This is a genomic window from Pseudomonas sp. 28 E 9 (genome assembly GCF_900004785.1).
GTDB classification, from domain to species: domain Bacteria; phylum Pseudomonadota; class Gammaproteobacteria; order Pseudomonadales; family Pseudomonadaceae; genus Aquipseudomonas; species Aquipseudomonas orientalis_A.
On the sequence record NZ_CVTK01000057.1, the window covers coordinates 109,757 to 124,232 of the forward strand.

The following is a 14,476-nucleotide window of genomic DNA, read 5'->3' on the forward strand; positions in this document are numbered from 1 at the left end:
TGAATAAAAAGGTTATGAATCAGCATGTTAAGCCACTGTTGAACGTGGGCCTTGTCTAAGATTCGGATATTCCGCGAGCATTGTTTGCGCTAGGTTGAAGTCGTTGGACGTGGAAAAGATATAGCGCTCGCTCCATGCAATCTGCAGGGAGTTGAAATTCTCAACATTAGCAACTGAGTACTGCACTGGCTCGCCACTCAAAAGGGAATCGCTCATGGCAACGATTCCCTCGGGATCAGCTCTATCTTCCGCTCTTCGCGTGGCAACCAGTGACCGTGCGCCAAGGTGAACAAGATCGGCCAGAGTAGGGCACCACATTGCCAGAGCACGAGTAGGCGAAAGTGGAAGGTAGATCTCAATACCTGGAGTCGTCAGTCCAAGGTTCCCTCGGAGAGCCCGATCAATCATGTTCTGACGCGTTAACGGATTATCGCTTAGAAGGAATGGATGTTGTCTTGATGTCGCAGCGAGAACCCAGTCCTTGGCTAGAAAGTGATCTGCGTAAATTGAGGGGGCGCTGAAGACAATCCTTGCGGTCTGTTCCTTCGAATCGCTCTCCGGAATATCGCGAAGAAGCTCTTCTGCCTGTGACCCAGGCGCAATTTGATCGCCATTCTGCTCGAAGTGATCCCTCACCATTCTGGGGAACGCATTCCACTCCTCGCGAAAGGTCTTGGTTCTGGTGAGTTGTACCGCAAGGAATGAGGCCAAGATGTGCTTTTGCTCATCCGTAAGGCTAGAGAGCGAGTCAGCATCGAGGATCGTGCTGATCACTAATTTGGCATGCCCTTCTAATTCAGAGAGCCACGGCTCGATAGATAGAGACTGGCCTTGATACTCAAAGTCGTAGAACCGATTTTCACTGGCAAGATTCTTTGTGTTTGAAGGAAAGCTTCGATTCGAGGACTTGTCATAGACCCAGACCTGATCTTTCTTTCCGTTACCGAAGTTCCGCATGAGAAATTGCGGCACGTAGTGCTGAACTTTTGCGATCGTCATCTCAGCTGTGCTCTCGTGGTGTACTTAGAGGTGGCGCAGAGAATGAGACGTGGCCCAGACGCCCTGTGGCCTTCTACATTCGAAAGCAGTATCGATGACGCTACCCATTTGCCGTCATTGTGTCCACCGTCTGCTTATGGCTGAAAGCGGCCGCCGGAGTATCCCCTTACCCGGTAGGCTGATAGGAGGGGCTGAGCACGATGTTGTTTCCGCCAACGCTCGCCCAACCCCGATTTTGCCTGCCTGACACCTTTCGCCACAGATCCGGCCTCCCAGCCCCAACCGCTCCTGCGCTACCTTCCACCGTCGCTTCCAATCCAGCGACCGGACCTGATAATCCGAAAACAATAGGCTCACTTATTTAGGAGCTTATCAATGAGCGTTTCTGATCAGTCGTACTCTCGCAATCCCACAACCCACCCCTCAACAAAACCCTCGGCGTCATCACCTTTTCCACTTGCGGCAAACAGCCCAACCTTCATCGCCTATTCCGTGTCAATTCCGGCGTACCCATCCGTGATGCCCTGGAACATGCCTCCGAGCTTCTGCACTGTTCCAAAATGCTGGTATTGGATGCAGCGATGGATAACAGCGCGGATCGCTATGCCTGGGCGGCGCATTATCTGGGCGAGATGGCGAAGGCAGCGTTGGATGATTTGGCGAATGGGATGTTGCCGAATGGGGTGGCGGAGGAGGGTGAACGGGGCACTGTGTAAGGCAATGGTTTGAGGGTGTTGGGGCTGGCGTCTTCGCAGTTCAAGCCCCACAGGGGACCGTGTTTCAGGTTGAAAGTGGTGGTGAGCTATAGACAGTCGGCCACCCACTTTTCTACAGACGGAAAAAAAGACCTTGAATTTTAAGGTCTTTTTTTAAAATGGTGCCCGAGGGAGACTAGAGCATTTCATATAATTCGTGGTCTGTAGTGAGTTTTTTTTGGTTAGGGATACAAATAGGGATACACGCTTGTAGGTGCTGGCAAATTGCCCGGTATGTGATACTGGCCTTCATCTCACAAAGGAGTGCTTCTTCGATGGCCCGAGTTCAACCCCCAGCAGCACCTACCGCGCCCAAACTCAATATCTCTCAGCAGAAAATCACTCGAGGGATCGATAGGCTAAATGATCGTATCTCCGAACTTGAAGCATTCGATCTGAATTCTGTGCGTAATGGCCCTACTGCAGAGCTAAAAGGGCTGGAAGTGGCGATCAAAGACACGCTCGTAAGGTGCTTTGGCGAAGACACATCTACCTACAAGGATCTTCAATCCGCAGCCGTTCTAGCTATCTACCCGCGCTTTCGGACTACCGGTACGCCAATAGACTATTCAGGGCGTATCGGCAAAAACATTGGAAGGTGTATTGAGCTCCTTCGACAGGGGCAGCGAGTACTAAAGGAAGACCTTGCTGATTATGAGCATGAACACCAGACCACGCTGAAGGGTGGTCCACATGCAGAAGAGTTATCGCGTCGAGTTTTTGTGGTTCATGGCCATGACGATGGCTCCCGAGAGATGGTGGCTCGCTTTCTTGAGAAGGTAGGTTTCGAAGCGGTCATCTTGCACGAACAAGCTAATCAAGGCCGAACAGTTATTGAGAAGGTCGAAGCCCACGGAGACGTGGGCTTTGCAGTCGTACTACTTACCCCGGATGATGAGGGCTGTCTGAAAGGTGGTACGCCTGAGCCACGAGCCCGCCAAAACGTTATCTTGGAGCTGGGTTATTTCATCGGTCGTCTTGGGCGAGGAAAGGTTTGCGCGCTCAAACGAGGCGTTTTAGAAATACCGAGCGATTACGCAGGCGTCGTGTATGAGTCGCTGGAAGGTAATTGGAAGCAAGCTCTGGGCCGCGAGCTTCAAGAAGCCGGCCATGAAATAGACTGGAATAAAGTTATGCGGTCATAAGCGTCTGCGAATTGCCACCCGCAGGTGAGGATTGATGCTAATGCATTTGTCCGCAGCGCTGAAACCGCCGGGGTCCCTGCGCAGTAAAAGGGGACGGATTCATTTGAGCGAAAAGGGGACGGATTTATTTCCTGGAAATAAATCCGTCCCCTTTGCTCTCATTTAATTGATACGGGGTAGGTGTGTTTCTTTGTATTCTCGCCAAAGAGAGGTTCTAACGGAGCGTGATATCCTGACGGAGGAGCGAGTGCCTACGGTGGTTATGATGTAAACTCTGAAGAAAAATATTCGTAGCCAAGCGATGTATCGATTTTCGGGAAATAAAAAGGCTTGAGGGTTTTCAAGTTTTGAAAAAAAGTTGTCTGGATAAAATGCATACCCTTCCTTCCCATCCGTTAAATCCATAGGAAGCTTGGAGCATAGCCTTCCAGTTTCAATATCTAAGTAAGGATGGAGAAATACAAATCCTTTAGTGAAAGGGAGTTTCCAGCAGTGGCTTGTAATCGTGACAGGCCTAATTCCTATATTGGTAAAGGATAGTGCAAATACGGGCCTATTAAGTATATTTGCGTTAGCTGATGGTACTAAGCCAAGGGTTAGAGATGATTTTAAACTGATGCGCCTGTCTCGAACAGATAACCAAAGCGCAAAGCCTGTGATGAGTATAGTGCCGCATGCGGAAAGCCAGTTCGCAAAGCTGTTAATGCATTCCCATGTTGTACATGATCCAATAGACATTCCTACACCTCTGTCGTTATTCAGGCAGGCCCAAGAGTAGTGACGTTTGTGGTAGTAGCTTGCCGTTTTTTCTGGTTAGGTTAATTACGTCCTCGTAGAGGGATTTTTCATTTGTGCTGGGAGTTGAGTGCAGAGCTTTTAATTCTGATATTTTCTTTGAGTATTCTGAGTCGGTGACTAATAAGCCTTCATGGGTAAAAGAGAACCAAGTGTTGAGCATGTAAGACTTAGATGTCCAGCTTTTATTTATGAGTTTGTGCATGTTGCTAGCGTCGATTAAGGAGAAGTGATTTAAAACTTCATCGAAATTATGAGTGTCGTTGCGATCCCTATCTGCGTGCTTGAAAAAAAATTCCGTGACTTGAAAAGTAGTTGATGCCATTCACGCATCCTTTCATTTCGGATGAAATCCGTATCTCTTAAAATGCTTTTTGCGCCAAGGCTTGAACCGATATCGTAAGGAATCTGAGATGCAGCTTTCGAAAGAGTATGAATGGAAATGGGGGCTTCTTCTCTAAAAAATAAGCGGATCGCAAGAAAAAGCTGTCGTTCGGCGACATCGAATTTAGTTAGCTTAATTGGCATGGTGCGCTCTATGGTTTCTATATTAGCTTCGCATGCATTGTAAGGGACGTACGACACGGCAACTTAATGAGTTCTCCTTCGCATCAGGTTATACAATAAAATGGTAGTGGAGCTCAATTTTTAGCTGAAATTTCTAGCTACAAACCAAGGGTTTTGATCTTTGCATTACCGCGCTACCTTCCTAATTCGTCGCGGTGAATACCGCGACCGGGCCTGGAAACCCGTGGAACAATAGCGCACAGGTGCCACTATTTATCACGATTGCTGGTGTTTTTGTGCCAGCATATCCGAGTTATGGCGGCTGTGCGCGGGAGGCCTTCGGGTCTGCCAGGTTCCTATTGTCCCGGTTTTCCAGCCTGCGCATAGCTGCCACCCATTCGTCTGGAAACGAACGTGGCGGCTCTTCTCTACAGTAGGAGTTAAGTCAATGAGCGTTTCTGATAGGTCGTACCCACGCAGCAGCATCGTCGCCACCACCGCTCAGATCGGAGGTGCCCAATGATCAACCCACCCCTCAACAAAACCCTCGGCGTCATCACCTTTTCCACCTGCGGCAAACAGCCCAACCTCCACCGTCTATTCCGCGTCAATTCCGGCGTACCTATTCGCGACGCCCTGGAGCATGCCTCCGAACTTCTGCACTGTTCCAAATTGTTGGCATTGGATGCAGCGATGGATACGGGCGCGGATCGTTTTGCCTGGGCAGCACATTATTTGGGCGAGATGGCGAAGGCAGTGGTGGATGATTTGGCCAATGGAATGTTGCCGAATGGGGTGACGGAGGAGGGGGATTCGGTTGGTGTGTAGGCAGGTGGTTTGAGGGTGTAGGGGCTGGCGCAATCGCAGGCAAGCCAGCTCCCACATTTGGATCGTGTTTCAGGTCGGTAATGGGTGGCAAGCAATGAATCAGCTGTCGCCCACTTTCCTACAGACGAAAAAAAAGACCTTGAATTTCAAGGTCTTTTTTTAAGATGGTGCCCCGAGGGAGAATCGAACTCCCACTTCTTTCGAAAACGGATTTTGAATCCGCCGCGTCTACCAATTCCGCCATCAGGGCTCAATGGCGGCGAAGTATAGAGAGGTGATTACCGTTGGTCAATCACGTTTCATGGTCAATTTTGACTATTTCCGCTAGACTTCCCGGCCCTGCTAGACGAACCCCATCATGCGCGTTGCTGACTTTACTTTTGAGCTCCCTGATTCGCTGATTGCTCGCCACCCGTTGGCCGAGCGTCGCGCCAGTCGACTGCTGACCCTGGACGGGCCGAGCGGTGCCCTCGCACACCGTCAATTCACTGATTTGCTTGAGCATTTGCGCCCGGGCGATTTGATGGTGTTTAACAATACCCGGGTGATTCCGGCGCGGCTGTTTGGCCAAAAAGCTTCCGGCGGCAAGCTGGAAATTCTGGTGGAAAGGGTGCTGGACAGCCATCGTGTGCTGGCCCATGTGCGCTCCAGCAAGTCGCCGAAACCGGGGTCGAGCATCCTGATCGATGGCGGTGGTGAGGCCGAGATGGTCGCGCGGCATGATGCGTTGTTCGAGCTCAGGTTTGCCGAAGAGGTGTTGCCGCTGTTGGAGCGTGTCGGCCATATGCCGTTGCCTCCTTATATAGACCGCCCCGACGAAGACGCGGACCGCGAGCGTTATCAGACGGTGTACTCCCAGCGCCTCGGTGCTGTGGCGGCGCCGACGGCCGGGTTGCATTTCGACCAGCCGCTGCTGGATGCAATCGCCGCCAAGGGCGTCGAAAGCGCCTATGTGACCCTGCACGTGGGGGCCGGGACGTTTCAGCCGGTGCGTGTGGAAAACATTGAAGACCATCATATGCACAGCGAGTGGCTGGAAGTCAGCCAAGACGTGGTGGATGCGGTTAACGCGTGCAAGGCGCGCGGCGGGCGGGTGGTGGCGGTGGGTACGACCAGCGTGCGTTCGCTGGAGAGCGCGGCGCGCGATGGCGTGCTCAAGCCGTTCAGTGGCGACACCGATATCTTTATTTTCCCGGGCCGGCCGTTCCATGTGGTCGATTGCCTGGTCACCAATTTTCATTTGCCGGAATCCACGCTGTTGATGCTGGTGTCGGCCTTTGCCGGTTACCCGGAAACCATGGCGGCTTATCAAGCGGCCATCGCCAACGAGTACCGCTTTTTCAGCTACGGTGATGCGATGTTTATCACCCGCAACCCGGCGCCGCGCGGCCCAGAGGAACAACTATGAGTCGTATGTCGTTTGAATTATTGGCCACCGACGGTAAAGCCCGTCGTGGGCGCGTGACCTTCCCGCGCGGCACCGTGGAGACCCCGGCGTTCATGCCGGTCGGCACCTACGGCACCGTCAAGGGCATGCTGCCCCGTGACATCGTCGCCACCGGCGCTGAGATCATCCTCGGCAACACCTTCCACCTGTGGCTGCGCCCGGGCACGGAAGTGATCAAGAAGCATGGCGACCTGCATGACTTCATGAAGTGGCAGGGCCCGATCCTCACCGACTCCGGTGGTTTCCAGGTGTTCAGCCTGGGCGCCATGCGCAAGATCAAGGAGGAGGGCGTGACCTTCGCCTCGCCGGTGGACGGTTCCAAGGTGTTCATGGGCCCTGAAGAGTCGATGCAGGTGCAGCGCGACCTGGGCTCCGACATCGTGATGATTTTTGACGAGTGCACGCCGTACCCGGCTGACGAAGACGTGGCGCGCATCTCCATGGAGCTGTCGTTGCGTTGGGCCCAGCGCTCGAAGAATGCCCACGGCGACAACACGGCGGCGCTGTTCGGCATTGTGCAGGGCGGCATGCATGAAAGCCTGCGCAAGCGCTCGCTGGAAGGCCTCGACAAGATCGGCTTCGACGGCCTGGCCATCGGCGGTCTGTCGGTGGGCGAGCCCAAGCACGAGATGATCAAGGTGCTGGATTACCTGCCGGGCCTGATGCCCGCAGAAAAACCTCGTTACCTTATGGGCGTTGGCAAACCGGAAGATCTCGTAGAGGGTGTGCGCCGCGGTGTGGACATGTTCGATTGCGTGATGCCAACCCGTAATGCCCGCAATGGGCATCTGTTCATCGATACAGGCGTGCTGAAGATCCGTAACGCGTTCCATCGCCATGATGATTCGCCGCTCGATCCGACCTGCGATTGCTACACCTGCCAGAACTTCTCCCGTGCTTATCTGCACCATCTGGACAAGTGCGGGGAAATGCTGGGTAGCATGTTGAATACCATCCACAATTTGCGTCACTACCAAGTCCTGATGGCTGGTTTGCGCGAGGCTATTCAACAGGGTACATTGGCCGCCTTCGTCGATGCCTTCTATGCCAAGCGCGGGCTCCCTGTGCCGCCCTTGGACTGAGTTTCCCGACCCTAAGATTCACTATTTGCAACTGGAGTGCTAAATGAGCTTTTTTATCTCTAACGCCATGGCTGACGCCGCCGCGCCTGCTGCTGCCGGCCCGATGGGCGGTGGTTTTGAGTGGATTTTCCTGGTCGGCTTCCTGGTCATCTTCTACCTGATGATCTGGCGTCCACAGGCCAAGCGCGCCAAAGAGCAGAAAAACCTGCTGGGCAGCCTGCAGAAAGGTGACGAAGTCGTGACCACCGGCGGCATCGCCGGCAAAATCACCAAGGTTTCCGATGCTTTCGTGGTTCTGGAAGTCTCCGACACTGTGGAAATGAAGTTCCAGAAGGGCGCCATCGCCGCCACGCTGCCAAAAGGCACGCTCAAAGCGATCTGAGTAACAACCTTTACCAATCGACGGGGCGCGCAAGGCGCCCCGCGTTATAAGCGGGCGGCGTGATGCTGAACAAATACCCTCTGTGGAAATACGTACTGATCCTGGCGGTGCTGGCGATCGGTTTTATTTATTCCGCTCCCAATCTCTATCCTGATGACCCGGCGATCCAGATCTCTGGCGCCAGCACTTCGCTGCAGGTCAATCAGGCTGATCTGGAACGCGCGAGCAAAGCGCTGACTGACGCGGGCATCCAGGTTAAAGCGGCAACCTTGGCAGCTGGTTCCAAAGGCGGCTTGTTGCGCCTGACCAAGCAAGAAGACCAATTGCCGGCCAAGGATGTCGTACGCAAGGTCATGGGTGACGACTATGTTGTCGCGCTGAACCTGGCACAGACCACGCCACAATGGCTGCGCAGCATTGGCGCGCACCCGATGAAGCTGGGTCTGGACTTGTCCGGTGGTGTGCACTTCCTGCTGGAAGTCGACATGGACAAGGCCCTCGACGCACGCCTGAAAGTGTATGAAGGCGATGTGAAGAGCCTGCTGCGCAAAGAAAAACTGCGTTATCGCAGCCTGCCGCAGCTCAACGGCGCGATCCAGCTGGGCTTCTCTGATGAAGCGTCCCGCGAACAGGCCCGTGCGCTGATCCGCAAGAACTTCAACGACTTTGACATCGTACCGGCTGACCTCAATGGCCAGGCTGTACTGCGTCTGGCGATGAGCCCGGCCAAGATCGCGGAAATCCGCGAGTACTCCATCAAGCAGAACTTGACCACGGTACGTAACCGCGTCAACGAGCTGGGTGTGGCCGAGCCGATCGTGCAACGTCAGGGCGCCAACCGCATCGTGGTTGAACTGCCGGGCGTGCAGGACACCGCTGAAGCCAAGCGTATCCTCGGTAAAACCGCCAACCTGGAATTCCGCCTCGCGGCTGAGCCGGGTGCTACCCGTGCGACTTCCGAAGAGTTTGAGTTCCGTGAAGGCAACCGTCCTCCAGCGTTGATCGAGCGTGGCTTGATCATCACCGGCGACCAGGTGACCGATGCCAAGGCCGGTTTCGACTCGCAGCACGGCTCACCTGAAGTGAACATCCGCCTGGATGGCCACGGCGGCGAGCTGATGAGCCGCGCCACGCGCAGCAACGTCGGTCGCAGCATGGCGGTGATCTTCATCGAGCAGCGCCCGGTTACCACCTACACCAAGCAGATGGTCAACGGCGTCGAGAAAGACGTGCCGGTACAGACCTTCAAGGAAGAGAAGAAGATCATCAGCCTGGCGACCATCCAGTCGCCGCTGGGTGCGCAATTCCGCATCACTGGCCTGAACGGCCAGGGCGAATCCTCGGAACTGGCCCTGCTGCTGCGTGCCGGTGGCCTGGCTGCGCCGATGTACTTCGCTGAAGAACGTACCATCGGCCCGAGCCTGGGTGCCGACAACATCACCAAGGGTGTCGATGCGGCGCTGTGGGGCATGTTGTTCGTGTCGCTGTTCATCATTGCCATCTACCGCTTCTTCGGCATCATCGCCACCGTGGCCCTGGCGGGCAACATGGTGATGCTGCTGGCGTTGATGTCGCTGCTGGGTGCCACGCTGACCCTGCCGGGTATCGCCGGTATCGTCCTCACCATGGGTATGGCGGTGGACGCCAACGTGCTGATCTTCTCGCGGATCCGTGAAGAGATCGCGGCGGGCATGACCGTACAACGTGCAATCAACGAAGGCTTCGGCCGGGCATTTACCGCGATTCTCGACTCCAACCTGACCACTCTGCTGGTCGGCGGGATTCTCTTTGCCATGGGCACAGGCCCCGTCAAAGGTTTTGCGGTGACCATGTCCCTGGGTATCTTTACCTCGATGTTCACGGCCATCATGGTGACCCGCGCAATGGTCAACCTGATCTTTGGCGGGCGTGACTTCAAGAAGTTGTGGATTTAAGGGGCTGCCATGTTACGTACAATCAACTTCATGGGCGTTCGCAACGTTGCGTTCGGCGTCACCGTGCTCCTTACCGTTCTGGCGTTGTTCAGCTGGTTCCATAAGGGCCTGAACTACGGTCTGGACTTTACCGGCGGTACGCTCATCGAGCTGACCTACGAGAAGCCGGCCGACGTCACCCTGGTACGCGATGAGCTGGTCAAGGCCGGCTATCACGAGGCGGTGGTGCAGAGCTTCGGCGCCACTACCGACCTGCTGGTGCGCATGCCTGGCGAAGACCCGCAACTGGGTCACCAGGTTGCCGAGGCCTTGCAGAAGGTCGGCGGCGACAACCCGGCCTCGGTCAAGCGCGTCGAGTTCGTCGGCCCGCAGGTGGGTGAAGAGCTGCGCGACCAGGGCGGCCTCGGCATGCTGATGGCGCTGGTCGGCATCATGATCTACCTGGCCTTCCGCTTTCAGTGGAAGTTCGGGGTCGGCGCCATCGTGTCGCTGATCCACGACGTGATCGTCACCGTGGGTATCCTGGCGTACTTCCAGATCACCTTCGACCTGACCGTATTGGCGGCTGTGCTGGCGATCATTGGTTACTCGCTCAACGACACCATCGTGGTATTCGATCGGGTTCGTGAGAACTTCCGTGTACTGCGCAAGGCCACGTTGATCGAGAACATCAATATCTCCACCACCCAGACCCTGCTGCGGACCATGGCGACGTCGATCTCCACGTTGCTGGCGATCGCGGCACTGATGATTTTCGGTGGCGACAACCTGTGGGGCTTCTCCCTGGCGCTGTTCATCGGTGTTCTGGCCGGTACCTATTCGTCGATCTACATCGCCAACGTGGTACTGATCTGGCTGAACCTCAACAGCGAAGACCTGATCCCTCCGGCCAGCACTGGCAAGGAGGTCGACGACCGTCCTTGATGGGCGTTTGTTGATCGGCGGTACGAAGAAAGGCACGAGATTGAACTCGTGCCTTTTTTTTTGCTCCAAGGCTGGGTATAGCGCGGATCTTTCGGTCCGCTTGTGATGGTCAGGAGGTTCAACGTGAACAAGTCGTTGCTGGTTGGTGCGGTATTGGGTGCTGTCGGTGTGACTGCCGGGGGCGCTGTTGCCACCTACAGCCTGGTAAAAAGCGGCCCTGAGTATGCGCAAGTGCTGGCGGTACAGCCGGTAAAAACCCAGATTAAAACCCCGCGTGAGGTCTGCAAGGATGTCACCGTGACCCGGCAGCGTCCGGTGCAGGATCAGCATCAAATCGCCGGTACCGTCGTAGGTGCGCTGGCAGGCGGCCTGCTCGGCAACCAGATTGGTGGTGGTAACGGCAAGAAGCTGGCAACGGTCGCCGGGGCGGTCGGTGGCGGTTATGCGGGTAACAAGGTTCAGGAAGGTATGCAGAACCGCGATACCTACACCACTACCCAGACTCGCTGTAACACCGTGAATGACATCAGCGACAAGGTTGTGGGCTACGACGTACGTTACAACCTGGATGGCAAGGAAGGTACCGTGCGTATGGAGCGTGATCCAGGCGGCCAGATTCCGGTGGACAAGGAAGGGCGTCTGATCCTGGGCCAGAACCAGCAGTAATCCAGGGCCAGGTACAGATTCAAAAAGCTGTGCAATTCAACATGTGGGAGGGGGCTTGCCCCCGATAGCGGTGGATCAGTTGATGCTTGGTTGACTGACACTCTGCAATCGGGGGCAAGCCCCCTCCCACATTTGATCTGTATTGCTGCTGATGGATGGGCCTGGCTCAAATCCCAGGCATAAAAAAGCACCCCTCGGGGTGCTTTTTGTGCCCGCTCGCTTAACGCTTCAGCGAAGCCGGCAGGTGCGGCTGGATCGCCGTCAGCACTGCCTTGAAGCATTTGGTGTTGCCGGCAACCACGTGGCCTTTTTCCAGGAAGTCGTGACCGCCGGTGAAGTCGCTCACCAGGCCGCCCGCTTCCTGAATCAGCAGGGCGCCCGCAGCCATGTCCCACTCGGACAGGCCCGACTCCCAGAACGCATCGAAACGACCGGCGGCAACGTAGGCCAGATCCAGGCTCGCTGCGCCAGCACGACGGATGCCCGCAGTCTGGCCGACCAGGGCGCGGAACATGCCCAGGTAGTTTTCCAGGTTGTCCATCTGGTCGTCACGGAACGGGAAGCCGGTGCCCAGCAGGGCGCCGTCCAGGCTGGTGCGGCCGCTGACACGCAGGCGGCGACCATTGAGCTGGGCGCCACGGCCACGGCTGGCGGTGAATTCTTCCTGGCGAACCGGGTCCAGCACCACGGCGTGTTCCAGGCGGCCGCGGTATTTGCACGCAATGCTCACGGCAAAGTGCGGGATGCCGCGCAGGAAGTTGGTGGTGCCATCCAGTGGGTCGATGATCCACAGGTAGTCTTCGCCTTCGCCGCTGCCTTTGTGCAGGCCGGTTTCTTCGCCGAGGATGCCGTGGGTAGGGTAGGCCTTGCGCAGGGCGTCGATGATTTTCTGTTCAGCGGCGCGATCCACCTCGGACACATAATCCTTGGCGTCTTTTTCGTCGACCTTGATGGTATCCAGGCGCTCGATGGAGCGGAAGATCAATTCACTGGCGCTGCGGGCGGCGCGCAGCGCGATATTCAGCATGGGCTGCATGGATAGGTCACCTAAGGTTGTTAAAGAAAGCCGGGCAGTTTAGCAGAAACTTTCTTCAGGTGAAGGGCGACGTTAGCTTTCGTGGCATAACCCTAAGCGCTTCTGTAAGATTTGCTCCCCTTTCCCGTGTCCGAGAGCGCCTCCCTTGCTGCAAAACATCCGTGTCGTTTTGGTCAATACCAGTCATCCCGGCAACATCGGTGGGGTGGCGCGAGCCATGAAAAACATGGGGCTGACGCGGCTGGTGCTGGTCGAGCCACGTGTGTTTCCGCACCATGAGGCCGATGCCCGCGCATCCGGCGCCAATGACATCCTGGAAAACGCCCAGGTTGTCGCCACCCTGGAAGACGCCTTGGTCGGCTGCAACCTGGTGCTCGGCACCAGCGCCCGCGACCGCCGCATTCCCTGGCCATTGCTGGACCCGCGTGAGTGCGGTACCAAAGTGGTGGAAGAGGCGGCCGGTGGCGCAGAAATCGCCCTGGTGTTTGGCCGTGAAGACTCCGGCCTGACCAATGAAGAACTGCAGCGATGTCATTACCACGTGCACATTCCATCAGACCCTGAGTTCAGTTCGCTGAACCTGGGTGCGGCGGTGCAGGTGCTGACGTACGAAGTGCGCATGGCCTGGTTGGCGGCTGAGGGCCAGCCGAGCAAGATGGAGAAGGACGAAGTGGCGTCGACCAAAAGTGGCGAGCTGGCCACGATGGACGAGCTGGAGCGATTCTATGAGCACCTGGAGCAGACCCTGGTGGCCATCGAGTTCCTCGATCCTGAAAAGCCACGGCACTTGATGGCGCGCCTGCGCCGGTTGTACGGACGCAGCTCGGTCAGCCGGGCAGAAATGAATATATTGCGTGGCATCCTCACGGAAACCCAGAAAGCGGCCCGTGGCGAGCTGCTTAAGCGGAAGGATTAAAAATGTTCGAGCGTTTGCGAGAAGATATCCAGAGTGTTTTCCACCGTGACCCGGCGGCGCGCAACGCCTTTGAAGTGCTGACCTGCTACCCCGGCATGCACGCGATCTGGCTTCACCGCCTGTCCGGCGCCCTGTGGGGCATGGGTTGGAAATGGCTGGCGCGGCTGGTGTCGAACTTCGGGCGCTGGCTGACCGGGATCGAAATTCACCCCGGCGCCAAGGTCGGCCGTCGCTTCTTCATCGACCATGGCATGGGCATCGTGATTGGCGAGACCGCCGAGATTGGCGATGACGTGACGCTCTATCAGGGTGTCACCCTGGGCGGGACCACCTGGAATAAAGGCAAGCGCCACCCGACGCTGGGCGACGGTGTTGTGGTGGGCGCGGGCGCCAAGGTGCTTGGCCCGTTCACGGTCGGTGCGGGTGCCAAGGTTGGCTCCAATGCCGTGGTCACCAAGGCTGTGCCGCCCGGTGCGACGGTGGTGGGTATTCCGGGCCGGATCATCGTCAAGCCGGAAGTCGGCGACGAGCAGGAGGCCAAGCGCAAGGCCATGGCCGAGAAGATCGGCTTTGATGCCTATGGCGTCAGCGAAGACATGCCTGACCCGGTGGCGCGTGCCATTGGCCAGTTGCTCGACCACCTGCAAGCGGTGGATGGCAAGCTGGAGGGCATGTGTGGTGCCCTGAAGGACCTGGGCAGCCCGTACTGTGCGAAGGATCTGCCTGAGCTGCGCGAAGAGGATTTCGCCGAGATCAAGGACGATACCGCCACCAAGGCAGGCTGAGATCTCGAAATCACCAGAGATCCCCTGTGGGAGGGGGCTTGCCCCCGATTGCAGTGGATCAGCCGGCCTATTTGGCAACTGACCCACCTCTATCGGGGGCAAGCCCCCTCCCACATTTGACCTTCATTGTGTCTGGCATCGCAGGTTATCCGGTGACGCTGTTCGTCCCCACCCCAGCCTGCTATGATTCGCGCGCCCTTTTTACGGGTAATCCTGACTAAAGTACTAGGTCTTATAGTTGACTTAAATACTCGGGAATCGCATACTTGCTCCCA

At 56.4% G+C, this 14,476-nt stretch carries 14 protein-coding genes and 1 tRNA gene; 11 read left to right on the plus strand and 4 right to left on the minus strand.

The features are described from left to right. Positions 1-27: 27 nt before the first annotated feature. Positions 28-999: a DUF4238 domain-containing protein gene (locus BFQ00_RS25265; RefSeq protein ID WP_065935082.1), complete on the minus strand. Its 972-nt coding sequence runs from the start codon at positions 997-999 to the stop codon at positions 28-30. Between the two features lie 443 nt (positions 1,000-1,442). Between BFQ00_RS25265 and BFQ00_RS25270 the strand changes: the two genes are divergently transcribed. Both BFQ00_RS25270 and BFQ00_RS25275 read left to right on the plus strand, forming a co-directional pair. Then, the gene (locus BFQ00_RS25270) at positions 1,443-1,715 is read left to right on the plus strand and encodes a DUF3077 domain-containing protein (protein WP_065935083.1); all 273 of its coding nucleotides are present in this window, start codon (positions 1,443-1,445) and stop codon (positions 1,713-1,715) included. A gap of 314 nt (positions 1,716-2,029) precedes the next feature. Further along, a complete protein-coding gene (locus tag BFQ00_RS25275) occupies positions 2,030-2,899 on the plus strand; it encodes a TIR domain-containing protein (protein WP_065935084.1) in 870 nt (289 codons plus the stop codon). Between the two features lie 1,029 nt (positions 2,900-3,928). Here the strand turns inward: BFQ00_RS25275 and BFQ00_RS25280 are convergent. After that, entirely contained in the window at positions 3,929-4,222 is a 294-nt protein-coding gene (locus BFQ00_RS25280; RefSeq protein WP_065935085.1) for a hypothetical protein, read from the minus strand. A 498-nt stretch (positions 4,223-4,720) separates the two neighbouring features. Between BFQ00_RS25280 and BFQ00_RS25285 the strand changes: the two genes are divergently transcribed. Further along, complete coding sequence (locus BFQ00_RS25285) at positions 4,721-5,029, plus strand: DUF3077 domain-containing protein (protein WP_065935086.1); 309 nt, start codon at positions 4,721-4,723, stop codon at positions 5,027-5,029. A gap of 165 nt (positions 5,030-5,194) precedes the next feature. Here the strand turns inward: BFQ00_RS25285 and BFQ00_RS25290 are convergent. Further along, positions 5,195-5,279 (minus strand) — tRNA-Leu (locus BFQ00_RS25290). 108 nt (positions 5,280-5,387) lie between these two features. On the opposite strand from BFQ00_RS25290, the gene queA reads away from it, so the two are divergent. From queA to BFQ00_RS25320, 6 genes are all read left to right on the plus strand, one after another. Further along, positions 5,388-6,437 carry a tRNA preQ1(34) S-adenosylmethionine ribosyltransferase-isomerase QueA gene (gene queA, locus BFQ00_RS25295; protein WP_065935087.1) on the plus strand — a complete coding sequence of 350 codons (1,050 nt, stop codon included), beginning with the start codon at positions 5,388-5,390 and terminating at the stop codon, positions 6,435-6,437. 5 nt (positions 6,438-6,442) lie between these two features. Further along, the gene (gene tgt, locus BFQ00_RS25300; protein WP_170827596.1) at positions 6,443-7,558 is read left to right on the plus strand and encodes a tRNA guanosine(34) transglycosylase Tgt; all 1,116 of its coding nucleotides are present in this window, start codon (positions 6,443-6,445) and stop codon (positions 7,556-7,558) included. A gap of 43 nt (positions 7,559-7,601) precedes the next feature. Continuing rightward, entirely contained in the window at positions 7,602-7,940 is a 339-nt protein-coding gene (yajC, locus tag BFQ00_RS25305; RefSeq protein ID WP_003175975.1) for a preprotein translocase subunit YajC, read from the plus strand. A 62-nt stretch (positions 7,941-8,002) separates the two neighbouring features. Then, a complete protein-coding gene (gene secD, locus BFQ00_RS25310) occupies positions 8,003-9,874 on the plus strand; it encodes a protein translocase subunit SecD (RefSeq protein ID WP_065935088.1) in 1,872 nt (623 codons plus the stop codon). Positions 9,875-9,883: 9 nt separating this feature from the next. Next, the gene (gene secF / locus BFQ00_RS25315) at positions 9,884-10,798 is read left to right on the plus strand and encodes a protein translocase subunit SecF (RefSeq protein WP_065892375.1); all 915 of its coding nucleotides are present in this window, start codon (positions 9,884-9,886) and stop codon (positions 10,796-10,798) included. A 123-nt stretch (positions 10,799-10,921) separates the two neighbouring features. Next, positions 10,922-11,464, plus strand: a complete 543-nt coding sequence (locus tag BFQ00_RS25320) for a glycine zipper 2TM domain-containing protein (protein ID WP_005791197.1) — start codon at positions 10,922-10,924, stop codon at positions 11,462-11,464. 220 nt (positions 11,465-11,684) lie between these two features. Here BFQ00_RS25320 and suhB read toward each other — a convergent pair whose 3' ends face one another. Next, positions 11,685-12,500: a type III secretion system regulator SuhB gene (gene suhB / locus BFQ00_RS25325; protein ID WP_003175971.1), complete on the minus strand. Its 816-nt coding sequence runs from the start codon at positions 12,498-12,500 to the stop codon at positions 11,685-11,687. Between the two features lie 145 nt (positions 12,501-12,645). Between suhB and trmJ the strand changes: the two genes are divergently transcribed. Both trmJ and cysE read left to right on the plus strand, forming a co-directional pair. Further along, a complete protein-coding gene (gene trmJ / locus BFQ00_RS25330; RefSeq protein WP_065887476.1) occupies positions 12,646-13,416 on the plus strand; it encodes a tRNA (cytosine(32)/uridine(32)-2'-O)-methyltransferase TrmJ in 771 nt (256 codons plus the stop codon). A gap of 2 nt (positions 13,417-13,418) precedes the next feature. Beyond that, positions 13,419-14,201 (plus strand): serine O-acetyltransferase, encoded by a 783-nt coding sequence (cysE, locus tag BFQ00_RS25335; protein WP_065935089.1) that lies wholly within the window; start codon positions 13,419-13,421, stop codon positions 14,199-14,201. Positions 14,202-14,476: the final 275 nt, after the last annotated feature.

Coding starts and splice junctions, on each gene's coding strand:
- suhB (WP_003175971.1), bottom strand. CDS start 12,500: ATGCAGCCCATGCTGAATATCGCGCTGCGCGCCGCCCGCAGCGCCAGT.
- BFQ00_RS25275 (WP_065935084.1), top strand. CDS start 2,030: ATGGCCCGAGTTCAACCCCCAGCAGCACCTACCGCGCCCAAACTCAAT.
- tgt (WP_170827596.1), top strand. CDS start 6,443: ATGTCGTTTGAATTATTGGCCACCGACGGTAAAGCCCGTCGTGGGCGC.
- BFQ00_RS25285 (WP_065935086.1), top strand. CDS start 4,721: ATGATCAACCCACCCCTCAACAAAACCCTCGGCGTCATCACCTTTTCC.
- queA (WP_065935087.1), top strand. CDS start 5,388: ATGCGCGTTGCTGACTTTACTTTTGAGCTCCCTGATTCGCTGATTGCT.
- yajC (WP_003175975.1), top strand. CDS start 7,602: ATGAGCTTTTTTATCTCTAACGCCATGGCTGACGCCGCCGCGCCTGCT.
- BFQ00_RS25265 (WP_065935082.1), bottom strand. CDS start 999: ATGACGATCGCAAAAGTTCAGCACTACGTGCCGCAATTTCTCATGCGG.
- secD (WP_065935088.1), top strand. CDS start 8,003: ATGCTGAACAAATACCCTCTGTGGAAATACGTACTGATCCTGGCGGTG.
- secF (WP_065892375.1), top strand. CDS start 9,884: ATGTTACGTACAATCAACTTCATGGGCGTTCGCAACGTTGCGTTCGGC.
- cysE (WP_065935089.1), top strand. CDS start 13,419: ATGTTCGAGCGTTTGCGAGAAGATATCCAGAGTGTTTTCCACCGTGAC.
- BFQ00_RS25280 (WP_065935085.1), bottom strand. CDS start 4,222: ATGCCAATTAAGCTAACTAAATTCGATGTCGCCGAACGACAGCTTTTT.